General features: G+C 65.3%; 11 protein-coding genes. 3 read left to right on the forward strand and 8 right to left on the reverse strand.

The window, feature by feature from the left end; all coding sequences use genetic code 11:
- Positions 1–10: 10 nt before the first annotated feature.
- Positions 11–496, reverse strand: a complete 486-nt coding sequence (locus CR492_RS17415) for a peroxiredoxin (protein ID WP_102845006.1) — start codon at positions 494–496, stop codon at positions 11–13.
- The gene (locus tag CR492_RS17420; RefSeq protein WP_180982596.1) at positions 486–1,331 is read right to left on the reverse strand and encodes a protein-disulfide reductase DsbD domain-containing protein; all 846 of its coding nucleotides are present in this window, start codon (positions 1,329–1,331) and stop codon (positions 486–488) included. Before CR492_RS17420 ends, CR492_RS17415 begins: the two co-directional genes overlap by 11 nt.
- A 287-nt stretch (positions 1,332–1,618) precedes the next feature.
- On the opposite strand from CR492_RS17420, the gene CR492_RS17425 reads away from it, so the two are divergent.
- Positions 1,619–2,239, forward strand: a complete 621-nt coding sequence (locus tag CR492_RS17425) for a YqgE/AlgH family protein (protein ID WP_102845016.1) — start codon at positions 1,619–1,621, stop codon at positions 2,237–2,239.
- Positions 2,240–2,264: 25 nt separating this feature from the next.
- Here the strand turns inward: CR492_RS17425 and CR492_RS17430 are convergent, their stop codons facing one another.
- The 6 genes from CR492_RS17430 to CR492_RS17455 all read right to left on the reverse strand — a co-directional run bounded on the left by CR492_RS17430 (position 2,265) and on the right by CR492_RS17455 (position 9,804).
- Positions 2,265–5,126 (reverse strand): sensor domain-containing phosphodiesterase, encoded by a 2,862-nt coding sequence (locus CR492_RS17430; protein ID WP_180982599.1) that lies wholly within the window; start codon positions 5,124–5,126, stop codon positions 2,265–2,267.
- 65 nt (positions 5,127–5,191) lie between these two features.
- Complete coding sequence (locus CR492_RS17435) at positions 5,192–5,800, reverse strand: GNAT family N-acetyltransferase (RefSeq protein ID WP_432431220.1); 609 nt, start codon at positions 5,798–5,800, stop codon at positions 5,192–5,194.
- A 13-nt stretch (positions 5,801–5,813) separates the two neighbouring features.
- Positions 5,814–7,079 carry a M16 family metallopeptidase gene (locus CR492_RS17440; protein WP_102845009.1) on the reverse strand — a complete coding sequence of 422 codons (1,266 nt, stop codon included), beginning with the start codon at positions 7,077–7,079 and terminating at the stop codon, positions 5,814–5,816.
- Positions 7,076–8,497 carry a threonine synthase gene (gene thrC, locus CR492_RS17445; protein WP_102845010.1) on the reverse strand — a complete coding sequence of 474 codons (1,422 nt, stop codon included), beginning with the start codon at positions 8,495–8,497 and terminating at the stop codon, positions 7,076–7,078. Before thrC ends, CR492_RS17440 begins: the two co-directional genes overlap by 4 nt.
- A gap of 189 nt (positions 8,498–8,686) precedes the next feature.
- The gene (locus CR492_RS17450) at positions 8,687–9,430 is read right to left on the reverse strand and encodes an SURF1 family protein (RefSeq protein ID WP_102845011.1); all 744 of its coding nucleotides are present in this window, start codon (positions 9,428–9,430) and stop codon (positions 8,687–8,689) included.
- Positions 9,427–9,804: a DUF983 domain-containing protein gene (locus CR492_RS17455; protein ID WP_102845018.1), complete on the reverse strand. Its 378-nt coding sequence runs from the start codon at positions 9,802–9,804 to the stop codon at positions 9,427–9,429. Before CR492_RS17455 ends, CR492_RS17450 begins: the two co-directional genes overlap by 4 nt.
- A 625-nt stretch (positions 9,805–10,429) precedes the next feature.
- On the opposite strand from CR492_RS17455, the gene CR492_RS17460 reads away from it, so the two are divergent.
- Both CR492_RS17460 and CR492_RS17465 read left to right on the forward strand, forming a co-directional pair.
- Positions 10,430–12,433, forward strand: coding sequence for a non-ribosomal peptide synthetase (locus CR492_RS17460; protein WP_102845012.1), 2,004 nt, complete (start codon positions 10,430–10,432; stop codon positions 12,431–12,433).
- Between the two features lie 9 nt (positions 12,434–12,442).
- On the forward strand, positions 12,443–15,784 hold a 3,342-nt coding region (locus tag CR492_RS17465; RefSeq protein WP_146030313.1), incomplete at its 3' end, for a type I polyketide synthase.

The following is a 15,784-nucleotide window of genomic DNA, read 5'->3' on the forward strand; positions in this document are numbered from 1 at the left end:
ACGCCCCGCGTTAAAGCTGATGCAAAATCGATTCGGCGCTCGAAACGTCCGCCTTGCCGGCGCTCGCCTCGACATTGAGCTGGCGCACCACGCCGTCCTCGACCAGCATCGAATAGCGCTGCGAGCGGACGCCAAGGCCGCGCTCGGTCAGATCGAGGGTGAGGCCGAGCGCCTTTGCGAAATCGCCATTGCCGTCCGCGAGAAAGGAAATATGCGCGCCGGCGTCGCTGGAACTCGCCCAGGCGTGCATGACAAAGACGTCGTTGACGGCGGTGACGGCTATGGCGTCGACGCCCTTTTCCTTGAAATCGTCGATCCTGTTGGCGAAACCCGGCAGATGCACATTGCTGCATGTCGGCGTGAAGGCGCCGGGCACGCCGATAAGAACGACCCGGCGTCCCTTGAAAATATCGTCTGTGGAGCGTACGGCCGGACCCTCCGGGGTCATGACGGCGAAACTGGCCTTTGGCAGATGATCCCCGACTTTAATTGTCATGCTTTTCCCCCTCCGAACCGTCTGCGGCGGCGCGCCCGGCGTCGAGCGCGACGCCGAATTCATAGCTCTCCTGCGGCGCGGCCAGCGTCACCGTGATTGGCGTGGCATGAACGGAGGCGCGACGTTCCGCGTGTGGCGCTTCGACTTCGACGATGAGGAATTCGCCGGGCTCTTCGCCGCGCCTCGACTCGAAATACCATCCGGGCGGGGATTCAATGAACATATCCGTCGCGCCGATCGCCGCCGCGTCGCCACGCGGGCTCAGCCGCCACGTCGGCTGGCTCGCGGCAAGGTCGCGCGTAATGAGAAATTTGCCGTCCCGCTCCTCCGCGCCGAGCCGGCGAGGCACCTTTGCCGCCGCCGCTTCAAGCCGGGCCTGATGGTTAAGACCGGACGCGTCCGGCGGCGCGGCCGCGACGGGCAGCTTCAGCTCGACCTGAGCATTGACGGGGATGCAGATCTGGCCGCACACGGCATAATTCAGGGACAGCGACAAGAGCGTGGGGCGGTTGGGGTCCGTCAGCTTGACGTCGAGTGGAAAAATCACTTCGTCGCGATAGCCGAAAGCATCGGCGCCGCCTTCGTCGATGCGGCTTGGCGTCGGAAAGCGGACTGTCACATCTTCGACATTGTCCGAGGCCGTGAAATTGAATTCGGGCGGAGCCCCCGCCTCGCCGGGGTTGCGCCAATAGGTGAGCACGCCCGGCTCAAGACGGATTTCGACGCCGGCCCGGTACGAGCCGGCGTCCGCGCCGGGCGCTGCGATCAGCCGGGTGGAGGATTTAGGCCCGCCGACCCACTCGGTGGCGAACGGCTCCGCCCGTAATTCAGCCATGAATCCGGCCGAGCATCCGGCTGTAATGGCGGCGGCAAGAAGCAGCGACGAACCGCCTGCGCGGCTTGGTCGCGTTGCCTCATTGAAGAGCTGGAAAGACATTTGCATCAGAATGATACGATCGCGGGATCTATTCGACGTCCAACCTATTTTGCATGTGACGGCGCTGCAACCTACATTGAGGTGATCTGGAGCACGCAAGGCAGGGGGGACGACAGTGCGAGGATGGGATAGCGCGCGGTTTTAACCAGCGTTGGAAGCAATTCCAGCAGAATATGGCGGAAATCATGGGTTCGAGATTGCCTCGCGACGGTGGAAAACAGGGCCATGGCGCTTTTCTCGACGGGCAACTGCTCGTCGCCATGCCCGGCATGTCCGACAACCGCTTCGCCCGCTCGGTCATCTATCTCTGCGCCCATTCCGAGGAAGGGGCGATGGGGATCATCCTGAACCGGCCCGCGCGCAAGGTGACTTTTTCCGAATTGCTGGTGCAACTCGACGTCATCAAGGCGGATGAAATGATTCGCCTGCCGGCTCAGGCGGAACTGGTTCAGGTGCTTAAAGGCGGCCCGGTCGAGACCGGCAGGGGCTTCGTGCTGCACTCCAATGATTTTTTCATCGACGATTCAACGTTGCCGATCGACGCCGGCGTGTCGCTGACGGCGACGATCGATATTTTACGCGCCATCGCCAAGGGCGACGGGCCCGACCGCGCCATTCTCGCCCTCGGCTATGCCGGATGGTCGGCGGGACAGCTCGAGGCCGAGATGCAGGACAATGGCTGGCTGAATATTCCTGCCGACCCGTCGCTGATCTTCGACGAAGCGCTCGGCTCCAAATATGAGCGCGCCCTGCAAAAGATCGGCATCGATCCCGGCCGCCTCTCCTCCGATCTCGGCCACGCCTGAGACGCGGGGAGGGGGCAGGCCAAAGTCAGGCCGCTATCGTTGCGGCGCCGACAAGCTTGCGCGCTTCGGCCGCGCTGATCGGATGGCCGAAGGCGAAGCCCTGCGCGAATTCGCAGCCGAGCTGATAAAGTTCAATGGCGTCGGATTCCGCCTCCGCCCCCTCGGCCACGACCTCCATGCCGAGATCATGCGCCAGCGCGACGATCGAGCGTAAAATGACCGGGCGCGCGCCATGGCCATTCTGGCGCACGAAGGAGCGGTCGATCTTGATGGTGTCGAAGGGAAAGCGCTGCAGATAGGCGAGCGAGGAATAGCCGGTTCCGAAATCGTCGAGCGACAGGCCGGCGCCGAGATCGCGGATCCGGGTCAGGATCTGCGCCGCATATTCCGGATTCTCCATGACAAGGCTCTCGGTCAGCTCCAGCTTCAAGGAGCCAGGCGCGATCTCGACGCGCGAAAGCACCGATTTGACGTCCTGCAGCAAATCATGCCGCAGCAATTGCCGCGACGACACGTTGACGCTGACGAAGATCGGCGGATCGACGTCGAGCGCGCGCTGCCATACCGCGAGTTCGCGCGCGGCGCGGTCCATGACGAAAATCCCAAGGTCGATGATGACGCCGGTTTCCTCGGCGACAGAGATGAATTCGCCCGGATTGAGGCGGCCGAGACGGGGATGGTCCCACCGCAGCAGCGCCTCGAATCCGGCCACGGTGCGGTCCTCGAGCCGGACGATCGGCTGGAACACCACTTTCATCTCGCCGCGATCGAGCGCCCGCTTGAGATCGGCGGCAAGGCCGAAACGGTCCGAGCGAAGCGAGCGCATGGTGGCGCGGAACACCTCGATCCGGTTGCCGCCGAGCCGCTTGCCATGCCGCATCGCAATCTCGGCGTCCTTCAGCATGTCCTCGCGCTTGCCGTGCAGCTGCGGATCGTAGAAGGCGAGGCCGATCGAGGCGGTCAGCGGAATCTCCTTGTCGCTGAAGGCGACCGGGGTCGACGCCACGCGGCGCGCCGTATTGGCGAGAGCCGTGATCTGATCGGTTTCGGATTCAGAGACGATCAGCAAGATGAACTGGTCGCCGGACAGGCGCGCGAGCGTATCCTGCGGCTTCAGAATGCGCCCGAGCCGACGCGCCACGGTCAAAAGGATCGAATCGCCTGCCGAGAGGCCAACCTGCTCATTGATCTGCTTGAAGCCGTCGATGTCGATGCTCATCACGGCGGGCCGTATTTTCGGATCGCTCTGCGCGAGGGCGAGCGCCGCGTCGAGCCGATCAAAGAAAAGCTCGCGATTCGGCAGGCCGGTCAGATTGTCATGCACGGCGTCGTGCAGCAGCCGCTCCTCGGCGGTCTTGATTTCCGTGATGTCGCTGAGGACGCCGACGATCCGCACCACTTCGCCATCGGCGCCGACCACCGGCCGGGCCTTCAGGCGGAACCAGAAATGCTGACCGTCGGCCGCGCGTAGCCTGAAATCCTGATTGATGCGGCCGCGCCGCTGCTCGAGCATCGCGTCGAGGCAAGCGCGGTAGCGGTCGCGCTCGCTTTGATGCAGCACGTCGAACCAGTTCGAGGCCGGCCCTTCGAGCGCGCCGCGCTGAAGGCCAAGCTGAGCCTCGACCTCGGGGCTGACATAGACGCGGTCGGCGCTGACGTCCCAGTCGAAGATGATGTCGCCGCTGCCGGTAAAAGCCAGCGCCTTGCGCTCGGCGTCCGGCACTGCGCCATGGGCGAGGCCGGCGCCGACAAAGGCGTTCTGCATGATCGTGAAGCCGATCAGCATGACGATGAGCACGAGGCCGCCGATCAGCGCCGGCGAGACGAGATCATTGGTGAGCGTGCCGGTGACGGTGAAGGCGGCCCCGACGATCCAGGCGAGCAGCAGGAACCAGGTCGGGATCAGCATCACAGCCCGGTCGTAGCCGTGGATCGCAAGATAGAGCACCAGCACGAAGCCGACGACGCCGATCGTCGCGATGGAAATGCGCGCGACGCCGGCGGCGACCGGCGCGTCATAGACGGAAAGCCCGACGAGAGCGGCAAGGAAAATCAGCCAGATGGCGGCGACGTGGGAGGCGCGCACATGCCAGCGGTTGAGATTCAGATAGGCGAAGAGAAAGACCAGCAGGGTCGCCGCGAGAATCGATTCCGTGCCGGCGCGCCAGATGCGGTTTGATTGTCCCTCGGCGCCAATGATCCGGCCCCAGAAGCCGAAGTCGATGCAGACATAGGCAAGCACCGTCCAGGCGAGCGCGGCCGCGGCGGGAAAGATGACGGCGCCGCGGACGACGAAGACAATGGTCAGAAACAATGCGAGCAGGCCGGCGACGCCGATGATGATGCCTTTGTAGAGGGCAAGGCTCGTCATCCGGTCCTTGAAGGCGTCGGGCTCCCAGAGGTGCAGCTGCGGCAGGTTCGGCGTGCGCAACTCAGCGACATAGGTGATGGTGGTGCCGGGATCGAGCGTCAGCCGGAACACGTCGGCGTCTTCGCTGTCCTCGCGCTCGGGCGGAAAGCCCTGGCTGGCGGTGATCGCCGAAATGCGCGTCGACCCGAGATCGGGCCAGATCACGCCGGAGCCGACGAGCCGGAAATGCGGCGCGACGATCAGCCGTTCGACCTGCTCGCTGGTGTCGTTGGTCAGCGCGAAGACGATCCAGTTGGGCCGTGTTCCTTCCTCGCGCGCGCGAACTTCGATGCGCCGAACGATGCCGTCGGAGCCCGGCGCCGTCGAGACGAGCAGGCGGTCACCATCGGAATTATAGCTTTCGACGGCCTTGGTGAGGTCGATCACCTGCGAATCGAGCGGCACGCGCACGGATTCGATCGCGGCGGCGGGGCCGAGCGCTCCCGTCAGCGCAAGGGCGAGCGCGCCCAGAAGCAAAAGGCAGCGCCGCAGCGCCGCGAAACCCTGCGCCCTGAAATCCGCCGTTTCCGGCCCGAAATTTGTCACGGCCGGCCCTGTCGCGGCCGCGCCGGCGTCTGGTCGGTTTCGACGAGACCGTACAGCAAATGGTCCTCCCAAACTCCGTTGATGCGCAAATAGGCCCGCGCATAGCCTTCGCGCGTAAATCCGACCCGCTCCAGCAGGCGCGTCGAGGGGATATTATGGGGCAGGCAGGAGGCCTCGACCCGGTGCAGCCTGAGCGTTCCGAAGGCGAAGATCACGCCCGCCCGCACGGCTTTGGTCATGAATCCGTGGTTGGCGAAAGGCTCGCCGATCCAATAGCCGAGCGTCGCCGCCTGCACGACGCCGCGCTTGACCTGGCCGACGGTGAGGCCGCCGAGGAGAACGTCGTCGTCGCGAAAGACGAGAAAGGGAAAGGATTCGTTGCTGTCGATTTCCTGCTGATGGCGACGGACGCGGCGGCGGAAGGCGGTGCGGGTCAGATCATCGGCGGGCCAGGTCGGCTCCCAGGGCGTCAGAAAATCGCGGCTTCGCTCGCGCAGGGCCGACCATTCGTCGAAGTCGCGCATTTCGGGGGGCCGCAGATAGACGCCTTCGCCGCGCAAATATTGCGCGTTCTCATTGTTCGGGCCGATCCGGAACAGAGCCACGGTCATGCCTCCTTCAACTGGCGCGCAGCCTCTGCGCGACGCGATCGGGCGTGAGAACCTTGCCGACCGGCCCGATGGCGGCGACGGTCGGATTGGAGCGCAGCGCCCGCGCTCCGGCGGCGCGGATGTCAGCGATGTCGAGCCTGTCAATGGCGCCGATGATTTCCTCGCGCGACAGCACACGGTCGAAAGCCATCACCTGCCGCGCGATCTGTTCGCAGCGGGGCGAGGGCGATTCGAGGGCGGTCAGCAGCGAGACTTTCATCTGCGCCTTGGCGCGGTGCGCTTCGGCCTCGCTCAGCGACGAGGCGGCCTCGGCGAGGCAGTCGAGCGCGACCGGCATCAATTCGGCGATGTCCCTGGCGCTCGTCGCGGCATAGAAGCCAAAGAGGCCCGTGTCGGAATAGCCCCAATGGAAAGCGTGAATCGAATAGGCGAGGCCGCGCGTTTCGCGGACCTCCTGAAACAGGCGCGAGGACATGCCGCCGCCGACTGCATTGGCGAACACCTGCAGCGCGTAGAATTCCTCGGAGGCGTAGGAGAGCCCCTCGAAGCCAATCACAATATGGGCCTGTTCGAGCCGGCGCTTCAGCCGGATCTCGCCGCCCTGATAGACGGCGGCGGGCGCGGCGGGCGCGGCGGCGCGCGGCGCCAGCGCTGAAAAACGCCGTTCGACCTCATCGCAGATCTGCTCGTGATCGATCGCGCCGGCGGCGCCGATGACGGTCGCATCGCTCGCGTAATGACTGTCGAGATAGGCGCCGATCGCCTCGCGGCCGAAGCTTGCGATCTGGTCCGGCGTGCCGAGGATCGGCCGTCCGATCGGCTGGCCCGGAAAGGCGGTCGCGTTGAAGAGATCGAACACAAGATCGTCCGGCGTATCGTCGACGGCGCCGATCTCCTGCAAAATGACGCCCTTCTCGCGCTCCAGCTCCTCCTGGTCGAAGATGCTTTCGGTGAGGATGTCCGCGAGAATATCGACAGCAAGGGGCGCATCCTCCGCCAGCACATGGGCGTAATAGGCCGTGTGCTCGGTGCTGGTTGCGGCGTTGAGGTCGCCGCCCGCGGCCTCGATCTCCTCGGCGATGGCGCGGGCGGAGCGCCGCTTGGTGCCCTTGAAGGCCATGTGTTCGAGCAGATGCGACAGACCGTGCTCGCCGCGCGACTCATGGCGCGAGCCGGCGCCGATCCAGACGCCCAGCGAAGCTGTCTCGAGATGCGGCATAGCGTCGGTGACGACGCGCAGCCCGGAAGGCAGGGTCGTGATGCGCGCGCTCATGAGGCGGCCTGTGTGGACTGCTCGGCGACCGCATCGCGGATGAACCGTTCGACGGCGCGTTGATCGTTGGGGATGATCGAGAATTGCTCGGCGCGCTCAAGCAGGCCGTGCAGATGCGGCGGCAGGGGCGGCCGGACGCCGGTCGCGGCCTCAATCGCGTCGGGAAATTTTGCCGCATGGGCGGTGCCGAGCACCACCAGCGGCGTCGCTGCGCCTCGTGCCGCGATCTCGCGGCGGGCGGCGCCAATCCCGACGGCGGTATGCGGGTCGGCGAGATAGAAGCTTTCACGCCAGAGGCGGCCGATCTCGGACGTGGTTTCCGCTTCGCTGACGGCGAAGGCGTCGAAATCGGCCCGGATCGCCTGCAGAGGAGCGGGATCGATGGTAAAGCCGCGCGACTGCGCAAGCTGCGCCATCCTGGCGCGGATCGCTCCAGCGTCGCGGCCATGCGCCTCGAACAGGAGGCGCTCGAAATTGGACGACACCTGTATGTCCATCGAGGGCGATTGCGTCGCATGGACCTCGCCGACGACGTAGGCGCCGCTCTCCAGCGCGCGCGGGAGGATGTCGTTGGAATTGGCGGCGATCACCAGCCGGTCGATCGGCAGACCCATGCGTTTGGCGATCCAGCCGGCGAAGATGTCGCCGAAATTACCCGTCGGCGTGACGAAGGACACCGGCCGGTAGGGCGCGCCAAGCGCCACGGCGCTGGTGAAGTAATAGACGGTCTGGGCGAGGATCCGCGCCCAGTTGATCGAATTGACGCCGCAGAGATTGAGGTTTTCACGCAAGGGGCGGTTGTTGAACATCGCCTTGACTGCGCTTTGCGCGTCGTCGAACGATCCCTCGATGGCGATAGCGTGGACGTTCGGCGCGCCGGTCGTCGTCATCTGGCGCCGCTGCACCTCCGAGACGCGCTGGTTCGGATAGAGGATGAAGACTTCGACCTGCGACAGGCCTGAAAAGGCCTCTATGGCGGCGGCGCCCGTGTCGCCGGAAGTTGCGCCGACGACGGTCGCGCGCTGGCCGCGCGCCTTCAAGGCATGGTCGACCAGCCGCGCCAGAAGCTGCATCGCCAGATCCTTGAAGGCGAGCGTCGGACCATGAAACAGCTCAAGCGTGAACAGATTATCGTCGAGCTGAACGAGCGGCGCCACCGCCGCATGGCGGAATCCGGCATAGGCGTCGTCGATCATGGCGCGCAGGGCGCCGGATTCGATCTCGCCGCCGACGAAGGGAGAAATCACCGCCTCGGCAACGTCGGCGTAGGATTTTCCCGAGAAACTGGCGATCGTTTCCGCGTCGAGGCGGGGATAGGATTCGGGAAGATAGAGGCCGCCGTCCGGCGCAAGTCCCGCGAGCAGAGTCTGCGTGAACGAAAGAGGGGCAGCCTCGCCGCGTGTTGAAACATATTTCAAAGTGATGGATCCAAACCTCGCCGCCGCGGCGAATTCAGCAAGCTAACATAGATCGACTGGGCAAGCAGCAGGGGGCGGAAACCGCCGGCTCTCGTCTGCAAGTCAGAGCATGACGGCGTCCAAAAACGGGTGGGCGCTTTTTCGGCGCCATGCTCCGGGCCAACGGAAATCAGGAGAATATGGCGCAATTTAGCGGAGGGCGCGGCGGTTCTGCCAGACGAAGACCATAAACACGCCGGCAAGGCCAAGAGCCAGGCCAAACCAGGTGAGGGCGTAAGACAGATGATTGTTGGGAAATGCGATTTCCGTCGCCCCGCCCTGCGGGCCGCTCGCCGCCGGGCCGCGGTCGGCGTCGACGCTGAAGGGCGCGGCGCGGGGCAGACCAAAATGCGCTGCGATGAGGGCCGGATCGCGGGTGAAATAGTTTCCTTTCGCCGGATCGTCGGCCGGGGTGAACAGATTACGCGGCTCGGGCTGGCGCATCAGGCCTGAGATCGGCTCTGGCGTCCCGCTCGTCGGCTCCGGCCACGCGGCGCGATCCCTTTGCGCCAGAGGAACGAAGCCGCGATTGACGATGACGGTTGCGCCCGAGGCGAGCCGCGCCGGCGTCAAGACGAAATAGCCCGGCTGGCGCAACGCGCCTCCGGCGGCGCGGAACACCAGCGCCTCCTTGTCGTGTTCATAGACGCCCTCAAAACGCACAGCGCGGTATTCGTAATCGTCGGGCTTGAGCGTCGCCCAGTCGCTCTCCGGCGGCAGCGGCGCGGGCGCGGCGCCCGCGCGCGCGGCGACTTTTTCGATCAGCTGCTCTTTCCAGGCAAGGCGCTGCAATTGCCAGAGGCCGAGGCCGACGAGCAGGGCGCAGGCGGCAAGGGTTGCGGCGGCGGCGAAAGCGAGGCTGCGTCGCGCGATCTGCGTCCCTTGCGCCGTCAAGGGTCGAACCGCCCTTGCTCCGCCTTGGTGCGATATTGCTGTGCGACCAGCAGCCCTTTCAGCGGACGCGCCAGGCCAAGGCAGACGATGAGGGTGAGCGGCAGAAACAGCACAAGATGAACCCACATCGGCGGCTCATAGACGAGTTCGGTCCAAAGCGCTGCGCCAAGCACGAGGAAGCCGCCGAGGAGCGAGACAAAGACGGCGGGGCCATCGGCGGAATCAGCGAAGCCATAGTCCAGCCCGCAGGCCTCGCAGCGCGGCGCGAGCTCAAGAACGCCTTTGAAGAGCCTGCCGCGCCCGCATCGCGGGCAGCGCCCCTTGAGCCCGGCGGACAGCACCGATGGCGGACGATTGGCTGCTTGGTCGACCATGGAAATCCCAAAATAGAGAAGCCGTCGCAGGGAGAAGGCGGGCCTGCGCCGCGGCGGCGCGGCTCCATAGCACAAAAACGATCCAGCGCGCGCAGGGAAACCAGCGTGGGCGTAATTGTGCATCCGGCCAAGCTATGTTAACTACGATGTCATTCAATTTACGACGAGACAGCGCCCGCCGATGGGGCGCCCTCAACAGAATGAAAGCGATGTTCAGCTTTCGATTTGTCTGTTTCACCGAACCTCGCAACCGCGCTGTTTGCGGCGACGAACTTCTTGCGATCAGAATATGCATTGCGGGCAACTACGGCGCCGCCAAAATGTCGGCGGCGCGGCCATAACCTCTCGGGCGCGCCCGACTTGGCGATTAATCTCGGCAGTATTGCATGGCGCCGATGGGTTCATACATCGCAAAAGAGGGATCAGCCGATACGCGCGGCGGTAGATGAGGAACTCTACCGCTCGAAATACCTGCATTAATCGTTCTCATTTTCGCCACATTGATAAAAATCGCTTTGCCGAATAGCGCTACATTCATTAAGTTCACGCGGGCGACGCTCGGAACTTAGCTTTTAAATTCAACGCTGCAGCGGAAATCGGCTGTGGGGCGCCGGCGCCGGGTGATATGATCGGCGTTGGAAGCGCCATTCGTGAATGGAGACACAAAGTGAGTTCGCACCATTCCGGACGGCCGCAACCTCCCGCCTTGGCGCCAGACTTCGATCGCGCCCGCGCAATTCATTCTTTTTTCTCGGAGGCCGCCGAAATTTATGCGGACCGTCCGGCCATTCTATATGGCGGACATAAGGTTATTACTTTCGTGGAGCTTGATCGCCGCTCGAACAGCTTCGCCCGCTATCTTCGCGCCAAAAGCGTTCTGCCGGGATCGGTCGTCGGCTTGTTTCTGCCGCGTTCGCCCGAGGCGATCATCGCGATGGTCGGCGCGCTGAAGGCGGGGGCCGCCTTCGCTCCGCTGGATCCGTCCTATCCGGCCGATCATCTCGCCTTCATCACGGCGGACGCCGCGCCTGTCGTCGTCGTCTCCGCCGCCTCGATGACATCGGATGCAGGGTCATCCAGCCTCTGGACCGCGCCGACGATCCTGATCGACGCCGAAGCGGCAGCGATCGCGGGCGAGGATGATTCGCCGCTGCCCGAGGCGGCGAGCGGCGAGAGCCCGGGCTATGTCATGTATACGTCCGGCACGACGGGCCGCCCGAAGGGCGCCGTCATCCCGCATCGCGCCGTGACCCGGCTCGCGCTCAACAGCTTCGCCGATCTCGGATCGCGCGACGTCGTCCTGCAATTCGCGCCGCTCGCCTTCGACGCCTCGACCTTCGAGATCTGGAACGCGCTCCTGAACGGAGCCGCCATCGCCATCGTCGCGGAGACACACCCAAGCTTCGCCGAACTCGGCGCCGCGATCAAAGACTATGGCGTCACCGCGGCCTGGCTGACCGCCAGCCTGTTCCACGCAATCGTCGATCGCCAGATCGAGATCTTGAAGCCGCTGCGTCTGCTCCTCGCCGGAGGCGACGTTCTCTCGCCGCGCCATGTGCGCCGCGCGCTGGATGAATTGCCGGACTGCCGCATCGTCAACGGCTACGGCCCGACGGAAAACACGACCTTCACCTGCTGCTACGAAATTCCCCGCGATATCGCGCCGGACGCCGCGATCCCGATCGGTCGTCCGATCGATCACACCAAGGTCTATGTGCTCGGCCCGGACCTCTCCCGCGTCGGCGCCGGAGAAGAAGGCGAGCTTTTCGCCGGCGGCGAAGGCGTCGCGCTCGGCTATCTCAATCGTCCGGAGCTGACCGCCGAAAAATTTCTCGCCGATCCTTTTTGCGGCGAGCCAGGCCGCCTCATGTATCGAACCGGCGATCTCGTGCGCCAGCGCGCCGATGGGGTCGTCGAATTCATCGGCCGCGTCGACCGGCAGGTGAAAATTCGCGGCAAGCGCGTTGAAGTCGATGAGGTCGAGGCCCTGATCCGACGCTTGCCGCAGGTCGCCGATGCGGCTGCGCTTGTGCGGTCCCGCACAGATGGCGAGCGGCAAATCATTGCTTTTGTGACGGCTCAAGGCGGCGCGACGCTTCCACTGGGAGAATTGCGCCAAAGCATGCTCGAGATTGCGCCTGATTATATGGTTCCGGCGCATTTCATGATCCTTGATGAACTGCCGCGAACGCCGAACGGCAAGGTTGACCGCGCGGCGCTGCCCAAGCTTGGCGGCGGGGATGAACAAACCGCGGCGCCGACGATTATGGCTGCGGACGATGCCGAGCGGCGGCTCGCCGCCCTCTGGAGCAAAATTCTGAAGGTCGGCTCGGTCGGCCTCGACGCCAATTTTTTCGATCTGGGAGGAGCGTCGCTCGACGTGATGGCTTTGCAGGAAGAAATTTTGAGGGAATTTCATATCGACGCGCCAATGACCGCGCTGTTCGAATTCACAACCGTCCGTTCGCTGGCGGCCCATCTCAAGACCCGCGCGGCCCCGGCGGCCGAGGGCGCCGTCGAAGCCGCCTCGGCGGACAGGCAGGCGCTGGACGAACTCTCTCTCCGCAAGCAGCGTCAGTCGGAGGCTCTAAAACGCGCCTCGCGCCGTCGCGCCGTCTCCATCAACTGAGGCGGGCGCATGAAAGACAACTCCGCAGTCGAGACGCCGCCGGGCGTCGCCATCGTCGGGATGGCCGGGCGCTTCCCCGGCGCGGACGATGTCGCCGGGTTCTGGCGCAATTTGCGCGAAAACGTCGAATCGATCAGCCATTTCACCGACGCCGAGCTTGAGGACGCCTTCGACCCGAGCGTGCGCGGCGATCCGAATTTCGTGCGCGCCCGTTCGATTCTGGAAGGCGTCGAGAATTTCGACGCCGGCTTTTTTGCAATGCATGCGCGCGAGGCGGAGCTGACCGATCCGCAGCATCGCGTTTTCCTCGAATGCGCCTGGCAGACGCTGGAGGACGCGGGCTACGATCCGGCGGCCTATAAGGGCGCCATCGGCGTCTTCGCCGGCTGCAGCATGAGCACCTATTTCCTCCGCAACGTCCTCAGGGATCGCGCCGCGGTGGAGCTGTTCACGAGCAATTATCAGGTCGGCAGTTATGGCGAACTGATCGGCGCGTTGCCCGATGTGTTCGCGACGCGGCTGTCCTACAAGCTTGGCCTGCGCGGTCCGGCGATGACGATCCAGACCGCCTGCTCGACGTCGCTCGTCGCCATCGCCGAGGCGTGCAAAAGCCTGCTCCTCTACGAATCCGACATGGCGCTGGCCGGCGGCGTCTCGATTACCTTCCCGCAAAAGCGCGGCTATCTCGCGCTTGAAGGCGCGATGGTTTCGCCGACCGGCCATGTGCGCAGCTTCGACGCCAAGGCTGACGGCACGGTGTTCGGCAGCGGCGCCGGCGTCGTGCTGTTGAAGCGGATCGAAGACGCCATCGCCGACGGCGACACGATCTACGCCGTCATCCGCGGGACTGCGCTGAACAATGACGGCGCGGCGCGGGCGGGTTTCACGGCGCCGAGCGTCAACGGCCAGTGGGAGGCCATCGCGGCGGCCCTCGCCAATGCCGAAGTCGAGGCGCGTTCGATCTCTTATGTCGAATGCCACGGAACGGCGACGCCGCTTGGCGATCCGATCGAGGTCGCCGGCCTTACCCGGGCGTTCCGGGCGAGCACCGACGACGTCGGCTTCTGCGCTTTGGGGTCGGTGAAGCCTAATGTCGGCCATCTCGACGCGGCGGCTGGTGTCGCCGGCGTCATCAAGACGGCGCTCGCGCTCAGAACAAGGCAATTGCCGGCGACGCTCCATTTCGAGACGCCCAATCCACGCATCGCCTTCGAGGGCGGCCCCTTCTATGTCAACAAGACATGGCGGGACTGGCCGCAGGAGACCGGCCCCCGCCGCGCCGGCGTGAGCGCCTTTGGCGTCGGCGGCACCAACGCCCATATCGTGCTGGAAGAAGCGCCGCCCGCCGTGTCGGAGGCGTCAATCCGTCCGACGCAGATCATCTGCGTTTCGGCGCGCAGCGCCGCCGCGCTCGAAAAGGCGCGACAGAATCTTGCTGCCTATCTCGCCGACAATCCGCGGACGCCGCTCGCCGACGTTGCCTTTACGATGGCCGCCGGGCGCCGCGCTTTTGTCCATCGCGCCGCGATCGCGGCCGATGACGCCGCCGCCGCTTCGGCCACGCTGAAATCGGGGCAGGGCCTTGTCTTCGGCGCTCCGAAGGGGGAGCCGCGAAAGATCGCCTTCATGTTCCCGGGGCAGGGCGCGCAATATCCGGCGATGGGGCAGGGTCTGTTCGAGACCGAGCCGGCTTTCGCCGACAGCATGCGCCGCAGCGCCGAAATCCTGCGCCCGATTCTGAACGCCGATCTCTGCGCTCTTCTTTATGGCGACGAGGCCGAGCGACTGTCCGCGCAGGCGCTACAGGCGACGGAGTTCGCGCAGCCCGCTCTGTTCTCGGTGGGCCTGGCGCTGGCCGAGCTCTGGCGCGAGCGCGGCGTCGCGCCGCAGATGATGATCGGGCACAGCGTCGGCGAATTCGTCGGCGCCTGCCTTGCCGGCGTGTACTCGCATGAGGACGCGCTGCGCCTCATCGCCGCGCGCGGCCGTCTGATGCAGGAGATGCCATCGGGCTCGATGATGGCCGTGCGTCTGCCGGAAGCGGAGCTGGCGCCCTATCTGAAGGGAGATGTCGCGCTCGCCGCCGTCAACGGGCCAAAGCTCTGCGTCGCCGCCGGGCCGGATGACGCGATCGCCGCGCTCGACGCACAATTGTCCGCGCAAGGCGTGATGACGCGGCGTCTGCATACGTCGCACGCCTTCCATTCACCCATGATGGAGCCGGCCGCGAACGCGCTGCGCAAGGTGGTCGAAGGCGTGAAGCTTTCACCGCCGACCGTGCCGCTGATCTCATCGACGACAGGGGGCTGGCTGACGGCGGCGGAGGCGGTTTCGCCCGACTATTGGGCCGCTCATTGCCGCGAACCGGTGCGGTTTTCCGCCGGCCTCAAAACCATGCTCGACGCGGCGGGCCCCGATCCGATCCTGATCGAGGCCGGGCCGGGGGTCACTTTGTCGACTTTGGCGCGGCAGGGCGGCGCGGGAAACGCGCCCGACGCCGTGCTCGCATCGCTGCCAGACGCATCGCGCGAGGCGTCCGACACCGAGATTTTCGCCCGCGCGACGGCCCAGCTCTGGTGCGCCGGAGTCGTGATCGACTGGCGCGGGCTCTTTTCGCACGAAAGGCGGCTGCGCGTTCCGCTGCCGACCTATCCTTTCGAGCGCGCGCGCCACTGGCTCGAGGCGCCGCCTGTCACCCATGCGGCCGGGGCGCTCGCGGATACAGCGCCGCGCGAGCCTGAAGTTTTGGCCTCGCTCGCCGCGGGCGCGTCTTCAGCATTTCCGACAAATGAGATTTTTCCGCCAATGGCTGCAGCACCCATGACGACTTCGCAAAATGATACGGCATCCACCGCCGCCGGAATGACAGACAAGCTGCGCCGGCATCTTGTCGATCTGCTCGAGAGCCTGTCCGGCGAATCAGTCGCCGACGCCGCGCCTGACGCGACCTTCCTCGAAATGGGCTTCGATTCGCTGTTCCTCAGCCAGGTGACGCAACAGTTGCAGCGCGACTTCAAGGTCAAGCTGACCTTCCGGCAATTGCTGGGGGATCTCGCCACCATCCCGGCGCTCGCCGCCCATATCGAGGAGGTGCTGCCGCCGGAGACCCGCACCGCTTACGCGCCGTCCGCGCCAGCGGCCATCCCCGCGGCGGCGGCGGCGCCAGCCAGCGCGCCGCTTGCGGTCACATCCTTTGCCGTGCCTGTCGCCGCCGCCCTGCCGCCGCTTGGCGCCGGCGCCTCAGGCGTTGAGCAGATCATTCGCGATCAGCTCGAAACGATGAGCCGGCTCATGGCCAATCAGCTTGCCGCTCTTGGCGGGTCGCCAGTGCTTGCCGCCCCAGCCCCAGCC

The organism is Methylocella silvestris (assembly GCF_002891535.1).
In the GTDB taxonomy this organism is placed as follows: Bacteria; Pseudomonadota; Alphaproteobacteria; order Rhizobiales; family Beijerinckiaceae; genus Methylocapsa; species Methylocapsa silvestris_A.

Excerpts from the sequence above, each read along its gene's own strand:
- CR492_RS17440 (WP_102845009.1), bottom strand. The coding sequence starts at position 7,079 with ATGAGCGCGCGCATCACGACCCTGCCTTCCGGGCTGCGCGTCGTCACC.
- CR492_RS17415 (WP_102845006.1), bottom strand. The coding sequence starts at position 496 with ATGACAATTAAAGTCGGGGATCATCTGCCAAAGGCCAGTTTCGCCGTC.
- CR492_RS17460 (WP_102845012.1), top strand. The coding sequence starts at position 10,430 with ATGATCGGCGTTGGAAGCGCCATTCGTGAATGGAGACACAAAGTGAGT.
- CR492_RS17425 (WP_102845016.1), top strand. The coding sequence starts at position 1,619 with ATGGGTTCGAGATTGCCTCGCGACGGTGGAAAACAGGGCCATGGCGCT.
- CR492_RS17455 (WP_102845018.1), bottom strand. The coding sequence starts at position 9,804 with ATGGTCGACCAAGCAGCCAATCGTCCGCCATCGGTGCTGTCCGCCGGG.
- CR492_RS17420 (WP_180982596.1), bottom strand. The coding sequence starts at position 1,331 with ATGGCTGAATTACGGGCGGAGCCGTTCGCCACCGAGTGGGTCGGCGGG.